The sequence below is a fragment of the Pseudomonas sp. Hz4 genome (assembly GCF_054898165.1).
The window spans coordinates 1,252,226-1,272,255 of record NZ_CM142719.1; the positions used below are offsets into that span (position 1 = coordinate 1,252,226).

General features: G+C 58.3%; 13 protein-coding genes and 2 pseudogenes. 10 read left to right on the forward strand and 5 right to left on the reverse strand.

What is annotated here, in order from left to right; all coding sequences use genetic code 11:
* Positions 1-599 precede the first annotated feature (599 nt).
* From ACYZTR_RS05605 to ACYZTR_RS05620, 4 genes are all read left to right on the forward strand, one after another.
* The gene (locus ACYZTR_RS05605) at positions 600-2,393 is read left to right on the forward strand and encodes a DUF1302 domain-containing protein (protein WP_461977101.1); all 1,794 of its coding nucleotides are present in this window, start codon (positions 600-602) and stop codon (positions 2,391-2,393) included.
* 23 nt (positions 2,394-2,416) lie between these two features.
* A complete protein-coding gene (locus tag ACYZTR_RS05610; RefSeq protein ID WP_461977103.1) occupies positions 2,417-3,784 on the forward strand; it encodes a DUF1329 domain-containing protein in 1,368 nt (455 codons plus the stop codon).
* Between the two features lie 140 nt (positions 3,785-3,924).
* On the forward strand, positions 3,925-6,474 hold the full coding sequence (locus tag ACYZTR_RS05615) for a LuxR C-terminal-related transcriptional regulator (RefSeq protein WP_461977105.1): 2,550 nt from the start codon (positions 3,925-3,927) through the stop codon (positions 6,472-6,474).
* 137 nt (positions 6,475-6,611) lie between these two features.
* On the forward strand, positions 6,612-10,046 hold the full coding sequence (locus ACYZTR_RS05620) for a dermonecrotic toxin domain-containing protein (RefSeq protein WP_461977107.1): 3,435 nt from the start codon (positions 6,612-6,614) through the stop codon (positions 10,044-10,046).
* A 45-nt stretch (positions 10,047-10,091) separates the two neighbouring features.
* Here ACYZTR_RS05620 and ACYZTR_RS05625 read toward each other — a convergent pair whose 3' ends face one another.
* Positions 10,092-10,883 (reverse strand): IclR family transcriptional regulator, encoded by a 792-nt coding sequence (locus ACYZTR_RS05625; RefSeq protein ID WP_461977109.1) that lies wholly within the window; start codon positions 10,881-10,883, stop codon positions 10,092-10,094.
* 165 nt (positions 10,884-11,048) lie between these two features.
* On the opposite strand from ACYZTR_RS05625, the gene hmgA reads away from it, so the two are divergent.
* Genes hmgA through maiA form a run of 3 tightly spaced genes read left to right on the forward strand, consistent with a single transcriptional unit; the run spans position 11,049 to position 14,309 of the window.
* On the forward strand, positions 11,049-12,353 hold the full coding sequence (hmgA, locus tag ACYZTR_RS05630; protein ID WP_461977111.1) for a homogentisate 1,2-dioxygenase: 1,305 nt from the start codon (positions 11,049-11,051) through the stop codon (positions 12,351-12,353).
* A gap of 3 nt (positions 12,354-12,356) precedes the next feature.
* Positions 12,357-13,661, forward strand: a complete 1,305-nt coding sequence (gene fahA, locus ACYZTR_RS05635) for a fumarylacetoacetase (RefSeq protein WP_461977113.1) — start codon at positions 12,357-12,359, stop codon at positions 13,659-13,661.
* A gap of 12 nt (positions 13,662-13,673) precedes the next feature.
* Positions 13,674-14,309, forward strand: a complete 636-nt coding sequence (maiA, locus tag ACYZTR_RS05640; RefSeq protein WP_461977114.1) for a maleylacetoacetate isomerase — start codon at positions 13,674-13,676, stop codon at positions 14,307-14,309.
* 120 nt (positions 14,310-14,429) lie between these two features.
* Here maiA and ACYZTR_RS05645 read toward each other — a convergent pair whose 3' ends face one another.
* Entirely contained in the window at positions 14,430-15,233 is an 804-nt protein-coding gene (locus tag ACYZTR_RS05645) for a SirB1 family protein (RefSeq protein ID WP_461977116.1), read from the reverse strand.
* 183 nt (positions 15,234-15,416) lie between these two features.
* Between ACYZTR_RS05645 and ACYZTR_RS05650 the strand changes: the two genes are divergently transcribed.
* Both ACYZTR_RS05650 and ACYZTR_RS05655 read left to right on the forward strand, forming a co-directional pair.
* Positions 15,417-16,436 (forward strand): Glu/Leu/Phe/Val dehydrogenase family protein, encoded by a 1,020-nt coding sequence (locus ACYZTR_RS05650; protein ID WP_461977119.1) that lies wholly within the window; start codon positions 15,417-15,419, stop codon positions 16,434-16,436.
* 99 nt (positions 16,437-16,535) lie between these two features.
* A pseudogene (locus ACYZTR_RS05655) lies at positions 16,536-16,944 on the forward strand (2-oxo acid dehydrogenase subunit E2); the annotation flags it as partial.
* Positions 16,945-17,112: 168 nt separating this feature from the next.
* Here the strand turns inward: ACYZTR_RS05655 and ACYZTR_RS05660 are convergent.
* Positions 17,113-17,367 (reverse strand): annotated as a pseudogene (locus ACYZTR_RS05660) (YebG family protein); the annotation flags it as partial.
* A 308-nt stretch (positions 17,368-17,675) separates the two neighbouring features.
* Here ACYZTR_RS05660 and ACYZTR_RS05665 point away from each other — a divergent pair.
* The gene (locus ACYZTR_RS05665) at positions 17,676-18,176 is read left to right on the forward strand and encodes a phosphate-starvation-inducible protein PsiE (RefSeq protein ID WP_461977121.1); all 501 of its coding nucleotides are present in this window, start codon (positions 17,676-17,678) and stop codon (positions 18,174-18,176) included.
* Here the strand turns inward: ACYZTR_RS05665 and ACYZTR_RS05670 are convergent.
* Both ACYZTR_RS05670 and ACYZTR_RS05675 read right to left on the reverse strand, forming a co-directional pair.
* Positions 18,173-18,490, reverse strand: a complete 318-nt coding sequence (locus ACYZTR_RS05670; protein WP_282375179.1) for a DUF3509 domain-containing protein — start codon at positions 18,488-18,490, stop codon at positions 18,173-18,175. The genes ACYZTR_RS05665 and ACYZTR_RS05670 overlap by 4 nt on opposite strands.
* A 216-nt stretch (positions 18,491-18,706) precedes the next feature.
* Positions 18,707-20,008, reverse strand: a complete 1,302-nt coding sequence (locus ACYZTR_RS05675; RefSeq protein ID WP_461977123.1) for a serine/threonine transporter — start codon at positions 20,006-20,008, stop codon at positions 18,707-18,709.
* Positions 20,009-20,030 lie beyond the last annotated feature (22 nt).

Genomic DNA, 20,030 nt, shown 5'->3' on the forward strand with positions numbered 1-20,030 from the left:
TTGTAGGAGGTTTCTATATGTAAGGTGCGCAGTTTTGTGCTGTTTTTGTGAATAGAAAGATTAGTCCTTAATTTATGTAAGAACACTCTCTAGTTGTCGAGCAGTACTTGCGCCAACGAGGGCTGTCGCAATTGAACAAAACGTACCCATAAAAAAGGCCGCTGCAAAAGCAGCGGCCAAAGTAAGACGATTGATCAAGGAGCAATAAATCAACGTCAGTGAACACGGGGCGATGAGTCGAAAATCTTCAATTCATCTGAAATCTGTCGCTAATGACGTGGACTAGCCACCGCCATGCTTCCTGCTTTCCGGCCGTTTGCCGTGAAAGCCCGGCAAGAATAAGGCCTTGAGCCAAAAGGAAAAATAGCCATTCATGACATGAACTGTTGCAGCATGAGTAACAGTGGCGACAGGCCCGCCCACACGCCATGCGTTGCGTTGATAACACTCCATCCAGCCCATCCATAACCCGCCAAAAACGCCGTCCCATGCGGGCATTCATCCTTTGGAGGTACATCGCGAATACCTCCTTGGTGCGCTTATCGCTCCCAACGTGCGGCAGTAGGGTGTGGCCTTCTGTCACTCACCGGGGAAGACGCATGACAAAAACAACAATGCGCGCCATCTTCAAACTGCAGGCGCTGGCCGCTGCGGTTGCCTTGGGTTGTTGCGCCCAGGCGCAGGCTGTTTCATTCAACATCGGGGAAATCGAGGGGACATTCGACTCCTCGTTGTCCGTCGGCGCGAGCTGGGGCATGCGCGATGCCGAAAAATCGCTGGTGGGCACCGTCAATGGCGGGACCGGTCAGGCGTCCACTGGTGACGACGGGCGACTGAACTTCAAGAAGGGCGAAACCTTCTCCAAGATCTTCAAGGGCATACACGACCTTGAACTGAAGTACGGCGACACCGGGGTGTTCGTCCGTGGCAAGTATTGGTACGACTTCGAGCTGAAGGACGAAGACCGCGAGTTCAAGCCGATCAGCGACCACAATCGCAAAGAAGGCTCCAAGTCTGCCGGTGCGCAAATCCTCGATGCCTTCGTCTATCACAACTATTCCATCGCCGATCTGCCAGGCACTGTGCGCGCCGGCAAGCAGGTGGTCAGTTGGGGCGAAAGTACCTTCATCGGTAACTCGATCAACAGCATCAACCCGATTGACGTTTCAGCGTTCCGCCGTCCTGGTGCTGAAATCAAAGAAGGCCTGATTCCGGTGAACATGCTGTTCGCCTCCCAGGGCTTGACGGACAAACTCACCGTGGAAGGTTTCTACCAACTGGAGTGGGACCAGACCGTTCTCGACAACTGCGGCACTTTCTTCGGTGGTGACGTGGCGGCAGATGGATGCACCACCGGCTACACGGTCGCCAGCCCGGCTATCGCGCCGTTACAACCGATCGCCGCCGCTTTTGGGCAGGGCTTCCAGGTCGGCAGGGAAGGCGTGATTGTTCCCCGTGGCGGTGACCGTGATGCGCGCGACTCCGGGCAATGGGGCACGGCGCTGCGCTGGCTGGGTGACGACACCGAGTACGGTCTGTACTTCATGAATTATCACAGCCGCACGCCGAACGTCGGCACCACCACCGCCGGGCTGGGTACGCTGGCGCGGATCCCGGCCATCGTCGGTGCCGCCAACGCGATTGCACCCGGTAGCGGTTCGGCATTGGCCCAAAGCGTGATGCTCGGTCGCGGCCAGTATTACCTCGAATACCCGGAAGATATCCGCCTCTACGGCGCGAGTTTCTCCACCACCTTGCCAACAGGCACCGCATGGACTGGCGAGATCAGCTATCGCCCGAACTTGCCGGTGCAGATAAACAGCACTGACCTGACCCTGTCCATGCTCAACCCGATTGCCGGCGGCACGCTTTCGCCGATCGCTACCCGGCCCGGCGCTGATAACAAAGGGTATCGCCGCAAGGAAGTGACGCAGGTGCAGAGCACCCTGACGCACTTTATCGATCAAGTTGCCGGCGCGGACCGTTTGACCCTTGTGGGCGAAGCGGCGGTTGTTCATGTCGGTGGGCTGGAGGACAAAAGCAAGCTGCGTTACGGGCGTGATTCGGTGTACGGCCAATACGGTTTCGGCGGTGACACCGACGGTTTCGTGACCTCGACCTCCTGGGGCTACCGCGCCCGCGCGATCCTCGACTACAACAACGTCATCGCCGGGATCAACCTCAAGCCCAACCTGTCCTGGTCCCACGACGTCGCCGGCTACGGCCCCAACGGGCTGTTCAACGAAGGCGCCAAGGCGGTCAGCGTCGGCGTCGATGCCGACTACCGCAACACCTATACCGCGAGCCTCAGTTACACCGATTTCTTCGGCGGTGACTACAACACCTTGGAAGACCGCGACTTCCTGGCGCTGAGCTTCGGCGTGAACTTCTGATCTGGCTGAGAAGGATGACTTTAATGCGCAAGATGATTCTGCAATGCGGTGCCCTGGCCCTGAGCCTGTTGGCTGCCAACGTGATGGCGACGGTGTCGCCGGAAGAAGCGAACAAACTCGGCACCAGCCTTACGCCGTTGGGCGGCGAGAAGGCCGGCAATGCCGATGGCTCGATCCCGGCCTGGACCGGAGGCATCCCGAAAAACGCCGGTACCGTGGACAGTAAAGGTTTCCTGGCTGACCCGTTTGCCAATGAAAAGCCGCTGTTTACCATCACCGCGGCGACGGTCGACAACTACAAGGACAAGCTCTCCGATGGCCAGATAGCGATGTTCAAGCGCTACCCCGAGACCTACAAGATCCCGGTTTATCCAACCCACCGTACCGTGGCCGTACCAGCGGACATCGATGAGTCGGCCAAGCGCAGCGCCCTGAACGTGACGCCGATCAACGACGGTAACGGTCTGGCCAATTTCACCGGCAACCGCTATTACGCCTTTCCTATTCCGAAGAACGGTGTCGAGGTGATCTGGAACCATATCACCCGTTATCACGGCGGGAACCTGCGTCGCACCATCACCCAGGCAACGCCGCAGTCCAATGGTGATTTCACCGTCATCCGATTCAAGGACGAGGTTGCGGTACCTTCGTTGCTCGGTGATTTTAAACCGGGCAGCGATGAAAACGTCCTCAGCTATTTCAAGCAGGAAGTCACCGCACCTGCGCGCCTGGCGGGTAACGTATTGCTGGTTCACGAGACCCTCGATCAGGTCAAGGAACCGCGCAAGGCCTGGATTTACAACGCGGGCCAACGACGTGTGCGCCGTGCGCCTCAAGTGGCCTATGACGGCGTGGGGACCTCGTCCGACGGGCTGCGCACCACCGACAACTTCGACATGTTTTCCGGCGCACCGGATCGCTACGACTGGAAGCTGGTCGGCAAGAAAGAAATGTACATCCCTTACAACAGCTACAAGCTCGACTCGCCCAGCCTCAAGTACACCGATGTGATCAAGGCCGGGCATATCAATCAGGACCTGACCCGCTATGAGTTGCACCGGGTCTGGGAGATCGTGGCCACGGTCAAGCCGAACGAGCGGCACGTGTATGCCAAGCGTCACATGTACATCGACGAAGACAGCTGGCAGGTGGCGCTGGCCGATCACTACGACGGTCGCGGTCAGCTGTGGCGCGTCGCGGAAGGTCACGCTCAGTTCTACTACGATCACCAGGTTCCGGCCTATACGGTCGAAGCCCTGTATGACCTCATTGCCGGTCGCTACATTGCGCTGGGGATGAAGAACGAGGAGAAGCGCAGCTTCGAATTCAACATCGATGCCAAAGCAGGGGACTACACGCCGGCAGCCTTGCGGAGTACAGGGGTGAGGTAATCAGTCCTACAGGCTCTTACACAAAAAGGTGACCTCGTGGTCACCTTTTTTATAGGTGCCGATCAGTGTGTTGAATACTTCTCAACAAGCGGGTTAGAGAGGGCTAGGGTTGCCGCACAATTATAAAAAGGCACGCCGCAATGACCTCCATGATCCCGTGTCTCGACCGTTCTGGATTCTTGCCTCGTCTGTCCTCACATCACCTGTCGCGTGATCGCCTCAGTGCGCCGTTACTGGCGTCCTCGGCGCGGGTGAAATTACTCTGCTCGCCGGCTGGCAGTGGCAAAACTGCGCTGCTCGCGGAATGCCTGTTGCAGGCACCGCCGCAGTGCCGGGTGTGTTGGTTGCCATTATCTGGCGTGGCGTCGAGCGCGGCGGATTTTCGTCGTCGTCTGGCAGAGACGCTGGGGCTGGCCTCGTCGGACGAACCCGAGTTGCTTGGGTATCTCGCCCGATTGCAGACGCCGACCTGGCTGTTTCTCGATGACTATTGCCGCCTCCCGAACCCGGAACTGGACCCACTCCTGGATCGGGTGCTGACGATCAGCAGTCCGATGCTGACCTGGTGGTTGAGCGCTCGTCGCCGGCCGCCATGCAACTGGCCAAGGTTGCTGCTCGATGACGAGTTGTACGAGTGCGAGAGCGCCTCGCTGGCTTTTACTTCAGGAGAAGTCGAGCAACTGTTGCAGCCCTGGGTACCGGATCAGGCGGGCAAGGTGGCCTGTCGGATCATCCAGCGCACCGGCGGCTGGTGTGCCGGTGTGCGGATAGCGCTGCTGCAGAAATGCGACTGGTCGCGTCAGGACAAACCCCAGGGGCGGGCGGACACCTTGCTCGATTACCTGGAGCACGAGTTGTTCAGCTCGCTGACGCCAGAGTTGAGCGAGGCCTGGCGCGTGCTGGCCCACTTCCCACGCTTCAATGCCCGACTGTGCGATCACCTGTTCGGGGCCGGGGAGGGTGCGCAGTACCTGCGGACCTTGCAATCGCTGGGCTGTTTTATCGAACCCTGGCGGGACTCCACCGACTGGCTACAGATTTTCACCCCTTTCACCCAGTTGTTGCGCGATGAGCATTGGCCCGCGGGACGCTCCTGGCATCGGCGTGCCTGCCAGTGGTTCTGTGCCGAGCAGGATTGGAAATCGGCCTTCGAACAGGCATTGCTCGCCGAGGAGTACGAAGTGGCGGTCAGTCTGTTGCAGCATTTCAGTTTCGAGCATTTGTTCGAGGAGCAGACGGTGGTGCTCTTGTTGCGTTTGCATGAGCAGCAAGGCGAGGAACTGACGCTGGGCAGTCCGCAATTGGTCGGATTGGTTACAGCCGCTCTATTGTTCGCCGGACGTTTCGAGCAGGCGACTGCCTGCATCGCTCATTTGGCGCATTTCGCGCCTCAACCCTCGGCGGCGCTTCAGCGTCAACTGATTGCACGCTGGCAGGCCCTGCAGGGTTGGTTACTGCATTTGCAGGGGCGAATGGACACTGCGCATGCGCACTTTCTGGACGCGTTGAGCGAACTCGATCCCGAATGCTGGACGGCGCGCCTGATGTGTTTGTCCGGTCTGACGCAGCAGGCATTGCTCAGGGGCGAACTCGACGTGGCGCAAGCCCATAACCGCGAGGCCTTGTGCCTGGCGCGGGCGCAAGGTTCGCTGGTGTTCGAGGGCTTGATGGAACTCGATCATGCGCAATTGCTGGAGCAACGGGGCGCGGCGGCGCGGGCTGAAAGTTTGCTCTGCGACATCGATGCATTACTCCGCCAATGTTCGGACCTACCTGCACCGTTGGTGGGACGAATTGCGTTGCGTCGTGGACGGTTGGCCCTGTGCCGGGGCGCAGATGAGCGCGCTGCCGAGTTCTTTCAAGCAGGCCTGGACGATTGCTTGCGTAACCACGACAAGCGCGTGCTGTATGGGTTTCTCGGTCAGGCCCAACTGGCTGCGATCAAGGGCGATTACGCGCTGGCATTTGTCCGGTTGCGCGATGCTGAGCGGCTGATGCAGCAACGGCATATTCCAGACACCGTCTACCGTGGTGTCCTGCTGCAAGTCAGCAGCCAGCTCTGGTTGCAACAAGGCCGCCCGGACCTGGCGCACGAGGCCCTGACCCGCGTGTTGCGTCACTATCGCGGGCCGAATGCTCGGCAGGCGCCGCCGGCGACCCTGGAGCTCATTGCGCGAATCGAATACCTGCTGGTGTTAGCTGATACCCAATTGCACGTGGCGATCGAACCTTTGACGCAGCTTCAACGGTCGCTGGTCGCTGCGCACGAACGCGGCATGTTGAATTTGGAAACAGAACTGCAACTGATGATCGCTCAAGTGGCCTGGCTGACTGGCGATAGTGCGCTGGCGCAGAGTGCCCTGCGGCGGGGCCAGGAGCTGGCGGAGCGCGGTCATTTGAAGCTGGCGCTGCGTGAACTGAGTTTGCGCCAACCCGATTTGTACAGCTGTTCGGGGCTGGTAGATCCCAGGGACAAGGCTAAGGCGGTGGTTGCGGATGGCCCTCTGAGTCGACGTGAACTTGAAGTACTCACCTTGATTGCACAGGGTAATTCAAACCAACAGATCGCCGAGCAACTTTATATCTCCGTCCATACAGTAAAAACCCATGCGCGTCGTATTAATGAGAAGTTAGGCGTAGAACGTAGAACGCAGGCAGTTGCCAGGGCTAAGTTGTTGATGTTGTGTTAGTTAAGTAAAGATTATGATTGGGAATTAAATTTATTGAAATGAACATCGTGTTTTCGAGGGGGGATTATTCTTTTAGAGTTGGGTCGTGGTAAATAAAAAATTATTTGCCATTTCACTCAAAAGAAAGGATGAATCAAATGAACAAGATGTTCACAAGTTTAATGATTGATACCCTGCGCCAACGCGTCGATAGTGCAACTGAATTGAAGAGCGCGTATTTGGCAGGTCAACAAATGTTGGCGGTGCTGGAGGCAATTCCTTCCTTCAAGGAAATGGCTCGCAGTCGACTGGTTGAAAAACTGCGGGAGTCTCACCCTGGTATTGAACTGGATAAGGTTTTTGTGAACAGAGGCGGCTTTGCGGCACATCTTGAAAGTCGACCGACAGGTTCGTTGCTGGAGGTCCACTTCGAATGCCTGTCACGTAATCTGTCTCCCAACTACGTGATCGGTTCTGATGGTGTTTATGATCGCCCGAACACGACCGATAGCCAATTCAAAGTGTCTGGGCTGGATATCTATCAGGTAGAACGTCTTCTCGATAATGCCCGACTGAATCTGAGCTGGGAGCATCGCAATAGTCTTGACCAGTATTGGAAGACTGCGGCCAGTCGGCAAACCGATGGAGGCACTTCATCTACCCATAAGGATAGTCTGCAGCAATCGATAGCAAGTACGTTGATGGCCGAGCTTTCCCTGAGTGTTATCGGTGGGCGACTGGAGCCTCATCAGGGCGAGCGAGTTGCGGATCTCCTACTGTCGGGTCATGGCAGTTCGCTGTATCAGGTGGTGATTAACAATGTGGGTGAATTACCTGTTCGGCTCCCATCCGGATTTGTCGTGGACATGTCCGGTTTGGGTGATCCTGAACTAATACTGGACAATGAGCATTACACGAACGTGCTATATACCCCTGATCGAGGGTTCGAGTTTTTCCTGAGCAGCAATGATGTGCATGCGGCTTTGTGCAGTCATCTGTCGGTATCCGGGAGCAGCATTACGTACCCTGGTTTGCAGGAAAGTGTCTTTCAGTATTGCGTCGGTTCGCGGATCAAACAGCAGAAAGACGAAGTGTCTAAACTCTTGGACAGCAGCAACTATAACGGTGCGGACCTCTTTGCTTCTCTAGCGAAAATTCAGCAACTGAGCACACTTCGATCCAGCTGGTTGCTAAACTTCGAAGCGTTGCAATCCGCCATTAAGCGCACCGAATGGCCCAACTGGTTGAAGGTTGCAAGCCCATCCGTACAGGAACGCTATTCGGAACTTGAGTACTCGATGATCAAGTACGACGACGACTTCCAACACACCCATGCGCCGTATTTTTCGCTGGGGGCGTATGCCCGTCGCCAAGTGGCTGAGTGGTCGAAGAGTGCTTTGGGTGTTGAGGTGGATGCCGATACCATTCGGGTACGGACGCGTTATGAGCTCAAGGTCGCGGGGAAGACGATTCGTCAGGAAGACAGCCGCACCCTGACTGAGTTTGTCGCACTTGGTTTGCACGACGCCGGTTATGCGCCGCAGATTTTCCTGGAAGGGGCGCAAGCCAGCGGACTGACTGTCGCCAAACTTGAAAGGTGGCTGCAGACCGTCGATGTTCGCAAGGATTTTGTTGAAACGCGATCAGACACTCCACCTTTCGATTATCGTGAGGCGTTGAGCAATAAACACATCAGCAAACTTCACTTCGATCTTTGGACAGCCCATTACAGTGGACAATTTGGCAAAACCGATTTCGATCTGGTCAATCGAGCGATTGCAGGCGACTCGTCGGTATTGATCAACGGGGTAAATTTCGTAGGCGCCACTCAACCGTTGACGGGCATTCTGGTGTTCCAGGGTAGCCAAAGAGACCAAGGGCCGCAGCAAGTCTATTTGAGAAACTCTGAGGGACGTCATGAGTTTTTGCGATTTAACCATTTTGCGGAGTTTGCCACTCAACTCAGAATCTGGATGAGCAATGACTCCGCTTATGCCGCCACCTTGTTCAATGCCGATGACGTGCCGCGCATTGGCAAGCAGTTACAGCACGCAAAAGGCCTGCAATGGGATCTGAACAACATTCGTGTGAACTCGGTGTTATTGCATCGCAGCCCTCAGGACCCGCTGGCCGGTGCGGTGCAGGTGGATTTCCTTTGGTCGCTTGCTATGGTCAATCGTATTGCGCCATCAAACTATCGAGCTGCTCCAAAGTCGCTACGTCAGCAGCATGTTCGGCTCAACACCGAACTCAAGGCGTTGTACACCGTCGAGTCGCGTGAGACAGGTTTCCCCTCCTTCGAAAAGTTCTCCCGTGAATTAATCAAGAGCAGGGTCGAAGAGGTCCTTCGCTCACGGGGCAGTTTTGTCGAGGTTAATCCGGATCTCATCTATGTGAATATCACGCCCGGTGACGACATGAGTCTGTCGGAGTTGATCCAGCAAGAGCGCAGTTTCGAGGCGCCGAACAGCCCCCGTCCGGATCCCCGGGACTACCCGCGCTTTCACTGGTCGGGAGCCCACCCGGCATTGGACAAGTTGTCCATCAGGGATATCGCCGGATGGTCGAAAACCCTGCGTCCAGGCGAAAGATACATTGAGCTGTTGAAGACGCAGTATCTGTCGGGCCAGCCACTCTATGCCTTCAGGCGGGGGGTGTATTACAAGCAACTACAGTGCGAGATGATGCAGGCTCTGCTGTCTCAATACTTCGATGCGAAGCTGAACGTGCAGCAGTTCCAAAGCCTGGAGCGCATGATCAATGGTCTGAGCACCCCTCAGCCCGTGAAGATCAGCGATCCCGTGGTCAAAACAGAGAGTGTTTATGAGTTCAGGGTCAACGTCACTCGCAAAGTCGAGGGCGTGTTTGTGTTTCGCGCGGTGACAAGTGCCGGTATTGAGGATTTCATTTATACGCCGCAGGCACCGGATGAACTTGCCTTTCGCACCGTGGATGATTTTGTCAGTTCGGTCCGCTATCGTTACGGGCCGATGCGCGACTACTACATCAATCGAGTGGAGTTTCGCGATAAGAAAGTCATCAATGATTATTTCGACCAGCTTCGGGCAACCGTCAACACGGTGCCCGCGCCCCAACCTTTAGTCAATTCGCGGATCAGGGACTTGCGCCTCGCCTACGGCAGCCATATCCATCGGGTCATTCGTGATGTGGATGCACAAACCACCAGCCTTGGCGAAATCATCGGTGGCCTGATTTATGAAAACGTGAAACTGGCGGCGACCATTATCAGTCTGGTCATTCCGCCGGTGGGGCTGGCTGTGACGGCGGTACAGCTGATCAAGGATGTCTACGATGGTTTGAACGCCACACGCTACGGGGAAAATGAAGCGGCGTTCACCCACTTCCGGGACGCTTTGCTTGGGCTGGTCAGCCTCGGAAAGGCAGGGGGTGCCGCCAAGCAGGTGACCAAGGCACAAAGGACACTGATCGAACTGGTGGGCGATGCCAATACCGTAGTGGGCCTGATGTCCACTGCTGTGGGACAGAAACTTGGACATCAGCGCTTGTTGCAGCTCATTCAAGAGGTATTGGATGACGACGATACCAGCACCAGTGCGACCACGATTCACTGATCGCATCGCGAACCCTCGACGTCGGTTTGGCTGAACGTCTAAAGATCAGCCTGCACTGCCCGGATCGAAACCCATCCGCCAACTCACGGCCCGCGTCGCCGCCATCAACCGCTGCGCCGCCGGGCCGTTTTCGTCTGCGTGAAACAATGAGGCCGGACCAACAATGGTCATGACCGCCGCTACATTCCCGACCGCATTGAATACGGGAGCCGATAACGCATCGACCCCCGGCATCAGCAAACCATGCACGTGATGCAGACCGCGTTCGCGGATCTGTTTGCACAACGCTGCATAGGCTCGATCGTCCGCCAGTGCATGGGTCGAACTGCGTTGCAATTCCTGCTCGCGCAAGTCCACGGTTTCGCGTTTGGGCAAGTACGCGCCGAACACCAGACCTGTTGATGAACTGAGCAACGGCAACACCGAGCCCAATTGCGTCACCACCGTCACCGCACGCACCGCCGGCTCGATGTGCACCACGGTTGCGCCCTGATTGCCCCACACCGCCAAAAAGCAGGTTTCGTTCAGTTCATCGCGCAACTCGGCCAGGGGCAGGGCGCCGACTTTCAGCACGTCCATACTGTTGAGTGCGGCGAGACCGACGCGCAAGGCCTCGCGGCCCAGACCGTAATGGTTGGTGGCAGCATTCTGTTCAGCGAAACCACTGGCAATCAGTGCCTGCAAATAGCGATGAACCTTACTGGCCGGCATCTGCACGTGTTCAGCCAGGCGCGACAGTGAAGTCGATGGCGACAACTCGGCCAAGGCCTTGAGGATGTCAGTGCCGACCTCGGCCGAGCGGACTTTCTGTTTATCGTTGCTGCGCGGCGTTTCCATGGAGGCGGTTTGATCCCGGGACGAATGGGCGTCTTTATAGCTTGACGGTCAATACCAATCAAATTACGTTATGCGTAATCTAATTACGATAAAAATAACCCGGGCGTGCCGAGACCTCTTGAATGGAGCGACAGGCCATTGCCTACTTCCTGTTCAGGAGGCTCCATGAACCTCGATTCAACGGCGCCAGCGCTGGCTTATCAGTCCGGCTTCGGCAACGAATTCAGCAGTGAAGCGTTGCCCGGCGCACTGCCCGTCGGCCAGAACTCCCCGCAAAAAGCCCCATACGGTCTCTATACCGAACTGTTCTCCGGCACGGCGTTCACCATGGCTCGCAGCGAAGCGCGACGCACCTGGATGTACCGCATTCAGCCGTCGGCCAATCACCCTGCGTTCGTCAAACTGGATCGGCAACTGGCTGGCGGCCCGTTGGGGGAAGTGACCCCCAATCGTCTACGCTGGAACCCGCTGGATATTCCGAGCGAACCCACCGACTTCATCGACGGGCTGGTGAGCATGGCCGCCAACTCGGGTGCGGAAAAACCGGCCGGGATCAGCATCTATAGCTACCGCGCCAACCGCTCCATGGAGCGCGTGTTTTTCAACGCTGACGGCGAACTGTTGCTGGTGCCGGAACTGGGGCGTCTGCGCATCGCCACCGAATTGGGCGTGCTTGAATTGGAGCCGCTGGAAATCGCCGTGCTGCCACGCGGTCTGAAATTTCGTGTCGAACTGCTCGACCCGCAGGCTCGCGGCTACATCGCCGAAAACCACGGCGCGCCCCTGCGCCTGCCGGACCTGGGGCCTATCGGCAGCAACGGCCTGGCCAACGCGCGGGACTTCCTGACGCCGGTCGCCCATTACGAAAACCTCAAAAAACCGACCACGCTGGTGCAGAAATTCCTCGGTCAGTTGTGGGGTTGCGAGCTCGATCATTCGCCGCTGAATGTGGTCGCCTGGCACGGCAATAACGTGCCGTACAAATATGACTTGCGTCGTTTCAACACCATCGGCACGGTCAGCTTCGATCACCCGGATCCGTCGATCTTCACCGTCCTGACCTCGCCAACCAGCGTTCACGGTCTGGCCAATCTGGACTTCGTGATCTTCCCGCCACGCTGGATGGTGGCCGAGAAAACCTTCCGTCCACCGTGGTTCCACCGCAACCTGATGAACGAATTCATGGGCTTGATCAAGGGCGAGTACGACGCCAAGGCCGAAGGCTTCGTGCCCGGAGGCGCGTCCTTGCACAGCTGCATGAGCGCCCACGGCCCGGACGGCGAAACCTGCACCAAGGCGATCAACGCCGAACTTTCGCCAGCGAAAATCGACAACACCATGGCCTTCATGTTCGAGACCAGCCAGGTGCTGCGCCCGAGCCGTTTCGCGCTGGATTGCCCGCAACTGCAAAACCACTACGATGCTTGCTGGGCCACGCTGCCCGCCACGTTCGACCCGACCCGGAGATAACCCATGAATCAGACTTCCATCACTCGTAGCTGGGTTGCCTCCGCCAACGGCCATACCGATTTCCCGCTGCAAAACCTGCCGCTGGGCGTGTTCAGCGTGAAGGGCTCCGCACCCCGTAGCGGTGTGGCCATCGGCGAGCACATCTTTGACCTCGAAGCAGCACTGGACGCGGGTTTGTTCGACGGTGCGGCGAAGGCGGCAGTCGAGGCCACCCGTGGCGGTCTGCTGAATGCGTTTTTCGAACTTGGCCGTGAGGCTCGCGTTGCCCTGCGCGAACGCTTGCTCGAACTGTTCAAAGAAGGCAGCACCCTGCACGGCAAGATTGAAGCCCAAGGCGCAAAACTGCTGCCACTGGCGGCGAATTGCGAGATGCACCTGCCGGCGAAAATCAACGACTACACCGACTTCTACGTCGGCATCGAGCACGCGCAGAACGTCGGCAAACTGTTCCGTCCGGACAACCCGCTGCTGGCGAACTACAAATACGTGCCGATCGGCTACCACGGCCGTGCCTCGACCATTCGCCCATCCGGCACTGACGTTCGTCGTCCGAAAGGCCAGACCTTGCCGGCCGGTCAGACCGAGCCGACGTTTGGTCCGTGCGCACGTCTGGACTATGAGCTGGAACTGGGGATCTGGATCGGTCAGGGCAACGACATGGGCGACTCGATCGCCATCGGTGACGCCGCCGATCACATCGCCGGTTTCTGCCTGCTCAACGACTGGTCCGCACGGGACATCCAGGCCTGGGAATACCAGCCGCTGGGGCCGTTCCTGTCGAAAAGTTTCATCACCAGCATCTCGCCGTGGGTGGTGACTGCCGAAGCGCTGGAGCCGTTCCGTCGTGCTCAACCGGCACGTCCGGAAGGCGATCCGCAGCCGCTGCCGTACTTGTTCGACAAACGCGATCAGGCCGCTGGTGCCTTCGACATCGAACTGGAAGTGCTGTTGCTCACCGAAACCATGCGCGAGCAGAACCTGCCGGCCCATCGCCTGACCCTGAGCAACACCCAACACATGTACTGGACCGTGGCACAAATGGTCGCTCACCACAGCGTCAACGGCTGCCAGTTGCAGGCTGGCGACCTGTTCGGTTCAGGCACTTTGTCTGGCCCGCAAAACGGTCAGTTCGGCAGCCTGCTGGAAATCAGCGAGGGTGGTAAAAAGCCGATTGAACTGGCGTCCGGCGAAGTGCGTAAGTTCCTTGAGGACGGCGACGAAATCATCCTGCGCGCCCGTTGCAGCCGCGACGGTTATGCCTCCATCGGTTTTGGTGAATGCCGCGGCAAAGTACTGCCGGCGCGTTAAGAGGATCGGGTTATGGAACTCTATACCTACTACCGTTCGACATCGTCCTATCGGGTGCGTATCGCGCTGGCGCTCAAGGGGCTGGATTACCAGGCGCTGCCGATCAACCTGATCGCGCCGCCAGGCGGCGCGCATCGACAGGCGCCGTATCTCGCCGTTAACCCGCAAGGCCGAGTGCCGGCCTTGCGCTCTGACGACGGTGAACTGCTTATTCAGTCACCGGCGATCATCGAGTACCTGGAGGAACGTTATCCACAGGTGCCGCTACTGTCCAAAGACCTCGCCGCTCGCGCCCGTGAGCGTGGCGTGGCGTCGGTGATTGGCTGCGATGTGCATCCGCTGCACAACGTCAGCGTGCTCAACAAGCTGCGGCAATTGGGTCATGATGAGTCGCAAGTGGTGGAGTGGATCGGGCACTGGATCAGCCAAGGGCTGGCGACGGTGGAGCAGCTGATCGGCGATGACGGGTATTGCTTTGGTCCGACACCTGGGCTGGCGGACACCTACCTGATCCCGCAGTTATATGCTGCCGAGCGCTTCAGCCTTTCACTTGAGGCGTATCCGCGGATTCGTCGAGTGGCGGCGTTGGCGGCGACGCACCCAGCGTTCATCAAGGCGCATCCGGCGAACCAGCCAGACACTCCTTAACACCTCACACCGGCCCTTGTAGGAGCAAGGCTTGCCCGCGAAGAGGGAGTGTCAGACGACATCAACGCAGCTGACACACCGCTTTCGCGGGCAAGCCTCGCTCCTACAAGGACTCTGTGATCAGTGGACGATGGAGTTTGGCGGCAAATGCCCCAGCCGTTCAGTCAGGCGAATCCGCTGGATCGGGTCGTCACTGAGTAGCAATGCATGCTCCAGGTCAAAGCGCTCAGCGTTCGGGCAGTCCAGCCGTTGATAGAGACTGGCCCGGGCCAGGTAGTCGGCGGCACTGGCGTTGCCCAGTTCCAGTACCCGTTCGGCGTCGATCAGGGCGCCTATGTAGTCATCGTGAGAAAGGTGTAACTGACGCAGATTGCGCGACAGCCGCTGCAGCATGTGCACCGGCTCGGCGGTGAGCAAATGCTCGGCGCTGAGCTTCATGTTCGGGCCGTACTGGCGTTGCAGCAATTCCCGGCAATCGTTGGGGTACAAACGGCGCCCGCCGCACGGGTCCAGCAGGTGATCGGCGCCCGGTACTCGCAGCAGAAAATGCCCAGGGAAGTTGACCCCGACCAAGGGGATCTCCAGACCTTTGGCCAGTTCCAAAGCGATCAACCCCAGACTCAGCGGCTGCCCACGCCGGCGTTCCAGCACGTGATTGATCAGCGCGACGTGCGCACGCAATGGCGTGAAGTCGTCCTGGGCAAATCCCAGGTCATTCATACGACGTAACAACGGCTGCGCCAGTTCGCTCACCGGCAACATCGGCAAGCCATAGCTGACGCGCTGTTGCAGGTCCTTGAAGTCTTTCAGCACCGCTTCGGGATTCACCTCTTTATCGTGTTCGACCGCAATCCATAGCGCCGCCTCGAACAGCGCGGGCGGTGAACGTTGCAGGCAGTCGAAGAAGCGTTGGCGCGGGGTCATCAAAATCTCCGGGGAATGCCTCGTTTTAGCCCCGTCTACAGCATTCGTCCAGTGCCGCACATAGGCGGTAACAGGTTATGTCTGAAAGTCTGCATGGCGACGACGCTTATTCCCGTGCGCTTCTGCAATTTTTGGGCGCAAGCCTATACTGGCGACTACAAGTCGTCATTCGGGAGCCCTGCGATGTTCGCTCTCATGCAAAGCACTCGCCTTGAATCGCTGCATCTGAGCGTCGACCCGGTCACCGGGTTGAAGGCGGTGATTGCCATTCATAACAGCCGTCTGGGGCCTGCCCTGGGCGGTTGTCGTTACCTTGCTTATCCCAGCGACGAGTCCGCCGTCGAGGACGCGGTACGCCTTGCCCAAGGCATGAGTTACAAGGCGGCGCTGGCCGGTCTGGCTCAGGGCGGCGGCGTTGCGGTGATTGTCCGCCCGATCCATGTGGAAAACCGCGCCGCACTGTTCGAAGCGTTCGGGCGCTGCATCAATCAGCTCGACGGCCGCTACATCACCGCCATCGACAGTGGCACCTCCGTGGCGGACATGGATTGCATCGCCCAACAGACCCAATACGTCACCAGCACCACCTCGGCGGGCGACCCTGCGCCGCACGCGGCGATGGGGGTGTTCACCGGCATTCGTGCCACCGCCATGGCCCGTCTGGGCAGCGATAACCTCGAAGGCCTGCGCGTGGCGATTCAAGGGCTTGGCAACGTCGGCTATGCCCTCGCCGAACAGCTGCACGCCGCCGGAGCCGAACTGCTGGTCAGTGACATCGATCACGGCAAGGTGCAACTGGCGATGGAGCTGCTCGGCGCTCACCCGATTGCCAACGACGCGCTGCTCAGTACGCCCTGCGACATCCTCGCGCCCTGCGGTTTGGGTGGCGTGCTCAACAGCCACAGCGTGACGCAACTGCGCTGTGCAGCGGTGGCCGGTTCGGCGAACAACCAATTGACCCATCTGGAAGTCGCCGATCAATTGGAGCGGCGAGGCATTCTGTATGCGCCGGATTACGTGATCAATTCCGGCGGGCTGATCTACGTTTCGCTCAAACACCGCGGCGAAGAGCTCACGACCATCACCGCGCACCTGTCGAAAATCAGCTCACGGCTGACCGAAGTCTTCGCCCATGCTCAGGCGGAAAAACGCTCGCCGGCCCGAGTGGCAGACGAATTGGCGGAGAAAGTGTTGTATCGATGAAGTGAACTGATGAAGGAGTGAGGGCCTATCCGGCAGACTTGCTCCCAAGGCCTGGCGCCACAAGCGTCCAGCAACACCGGTTCGTAGAGACTCGCGGCATTTGTGCCAGTGCTGCGCGATGTCGGGCATCGCACCTCGGCTGATTTGAAAGAAGGGGTCATGCGATTAAGGGCCGATGTGCAGGCGCGATCGATCCCCCCCCAAGGAAATGATGGGGGCGACCCTGACGTTGTCGAATTTCGGCACCTTGTTCGGCCGCTACGCCAACCCGGTGGTGGTGGTGGTGGTGGTGGTGGTGGTGGTGGTGGTGGTGGTGGTGGTGGTGCCGCAAGTGACAATCCTCGCCGCAGGCGCGATTCGTGACGAACCGGTGGCGGTCGACGGCGCAGTGGTGGTGCATCCGGTTCTGCCGCTGTCCCTGACTTTCGATCATCGCGTGGAGACGGGCGGCGAGGCGGCGCGGTTCTTCAAGGCGCTGGTCGAGGCGCTGGAACAACCCGACGCTTAGGTTTTTCGCAGACATGAAAAAGGCCCTGAGTCATTTGACTCAGGGCCTATTCAATTCGGGTGTTGCTTACTTCGGTGTCTTGGCGGCTTTAGCTGGCTTGGTCGGCTCAGCGTCCGCCACTTCAACAGGTGCAGGCGCTTCAACAGGTACCGCCTGTTCAACGACTTCAGCAGGCGCATTGAGCAATTCGGACAACGCATCCGGCTGGCTCTTGAACGCCTTGGCGAACACATCGCGATTCTTCGCCATGTAGATCCCGGCTTCTTCAACTTGCTGTTCGGTCAGGGACGGAACGGCTTTTTGCAACACTTCAGCCAGCAATTCGGCCAGTTCGAGCATTTTGTCATGACGGTCAGCTTCGGCTTTATCCATGAACAAGCGCTCCAGATCTCGGCTGCTGCGGTATACCACTTCGACGGCCATTCACCACCTCACATGCCTTCACATTAAGTTGTCTTATTCGACCACTGTATTTATATACAGCGAAAAGGATAAGCGAATCCCTGCGCTTTGGGTAGTGGCTTTTTAAAGTAGACCGAATTCAGGTGGTCTGCGCAAAACCTGTGGGAGCCGAGCTTGCTCGCGATGAGGCCCTCGAATTCTCCACAAAAGTGTCCAATGGCAGCCTATCGCCATCTCACCCAACAGCCCCTGGCCTTTTTTCTGCATGCAGAACAACCGTCACGTCAAACCCGCATCATCCGCTCGAACCGAGCTAAGGAAGAATCATCGTGAAAATCAACTGGGCCGAGAACCTGCGGCAGAACGTGCACCAACTGGCCGAGTCCCTGGGTAACCTGTTCGTCGAGACCTTCCACTATCTGGCGCTGTTCGCCATTGGTGCAGTCACCGCGTGGGCGGCGGTGATGGAGTTTTTGGGGATGATCGAAGAAGGGGACATCAAGATCGATGACATCTTGCTGCTGTTCATCTACCTGGAATTGGGGGCGATGGTCGGGATTTATTTCAAGACCAACCACATGCCGGTGCGCTTCCTGATCTACGTGGCCATCACCGCGCTAACGCGGCTGCTGATCTCCAACGTCTCGCACCACAATCCGCCGGACCTGGGGATCATCTACCTGTGTGGCGGGATTCTGCTGCTGGCGTTTGCCATTCTGGTGGTACGTTATGCCTCGTCGCAATTCCCTTCGGTGAAGATCGCGCACCCGCAACGCAAGGTTGGCGCGGGCTCCGGTGAGCATCCCGACGTCGAGAAGGGCGAGATTTAAAGCCCCATGACTGGCCGACTGTGGCCCTTGACGTGCGGCGGTGGTGGGGTGTGATTGTCGCCGTCAGTCATGGCTTCAAGGATGGCCACGGCGCTGTGGCCCTGTTCGATGGCAATGCCGAATTGAATGCTTTGCACCAGGCGTTTGAGGCGCTGGGGGTCGTTGCGTTGTTCGGCGCTGATCATCCGTTTGGCGACCACGCGGCCGCTATTGGAGAGAGTCAGCATGATGCGGCCATCCAGACCCTGAATGCTCAGGTTGATCTGATAATCCGGTGCAAAGGCATCGGTAATGAGCTGAAAAGGGTTGTCCATGATGCGTCACCGCCTGATTGAACGTGCAGTTGTTGACCGGCCGCGATCGGGTTGGTTCGCAATACCAGACCATCGGCAGACCGTTCGCTGAGATTTGAAAATTCCTTTTAGCCTCAGCAGTGACGTAGCAAGTGGCATGCCGGAAAAATGGTCGAACAATAGACACGGCAAAAAAGAGGCGGGCGCCGAGGCCCGCCTTCTTTTTTCCTGCACGTTTCAGGGCATGAATGAGTAGATGATCGCAGACAGTGCAATCAAACCGATCAGCACCACGAACACGTTCGAGGCCGGCCCCGAGTACTGCTGCAAGGCCGGCACCCGGCGGATGGCGTACATCGGCATCAGGAATAACAGGCACGCGATGATCGGCCCGCCAAGTGTTTCGATCATGCCGAGGATGCTCGGGTTGAAGGTCGCCACAGCCCAGCAACTGAGGATCATGAACAGCGCGGTCACGCGGTTCAGCCAGCTCGCCGACATCACCCGGCCACGGCCGCGCAGGCTTTTCACGATCAGGCCCTGAAAGCCTTCGCTGGCACCGATGTAATGGCCGAGGAAGGATTTGGTGATCGCCACCAGCGCAATCAACGGCGCGGCGTAAGCGATGACCGGGGTCTGGAAGTGGTTGGCCAGGTACGACAGGATCGAGATGTTCTGCGCCTTCGCCGCCGCCAAATCAGCCGGGGACAGGGCCAGCACGCAGCTGAAGCAGAAGAACATTACCGTCACCACCATCATGGCGTGGGCGATGGCGAGGATGCCGCTGCTCTTGCGCTCGGCTTGCTCCCCGTAGCGCTGTTTCTGGTCCACGGCGAACGCTGAGATGATCGGGGAATGGTTGAACGAGAACACCATCACCGGGATCGCCAGCCACAGCGTTTTGAAGAACAACGGCAATGGCATCCCTTCACTGGCGGTGGCGAAGAACGCGCCGTTCCAGTTCGGGATCAGGCTGAAACCGAGCAGCAGCAACGCCGCGACGAACGGGTAAACCAGCACGCTCATGCATTTGACGATAACGCCCTGGCCGCAACGCACGATCGCCATCAGACCGAGGATCAACCCCAGCGACAGAATCGCCCGCGGTGGTGGTGCGATGTGCAACTGATGTTCCATGAAGCTGCTCAGGGTGTTGGTCAGCGCCACGCTGTACACCAGCAGAATCGGGAAGATCGCGAAGAAATACAGCAGCGTGATCAGCTTGCCGGCGCCGATGCCGAAGTGTTCTTCCACCACTTCGGTGATGTCCCCGGAACGCCCGGACAACACGAAGCGGGTCAGGCCGCGGTGGGCGAAGAACGTCATCGGAAATGCCAGAACCGCCAGAATCAGTAAGGGCCAGAAACCACCGACCCCGGCGTTTATCGGCAGGAACAGCGTGCCGGCGCCGATCGCCGTGCCGTAGAGGCCAAGCATCCAGGTGGTGTCGTGTTTGCTCCAGCCCTTGGTGGCTGTTGCGGTGTCGCGTTTGAGGTCTACAGCAGGATTATCGGCAGCAGGTGTACGTACATCGGTCATCGGTATCGCCTCGTTATTGTTC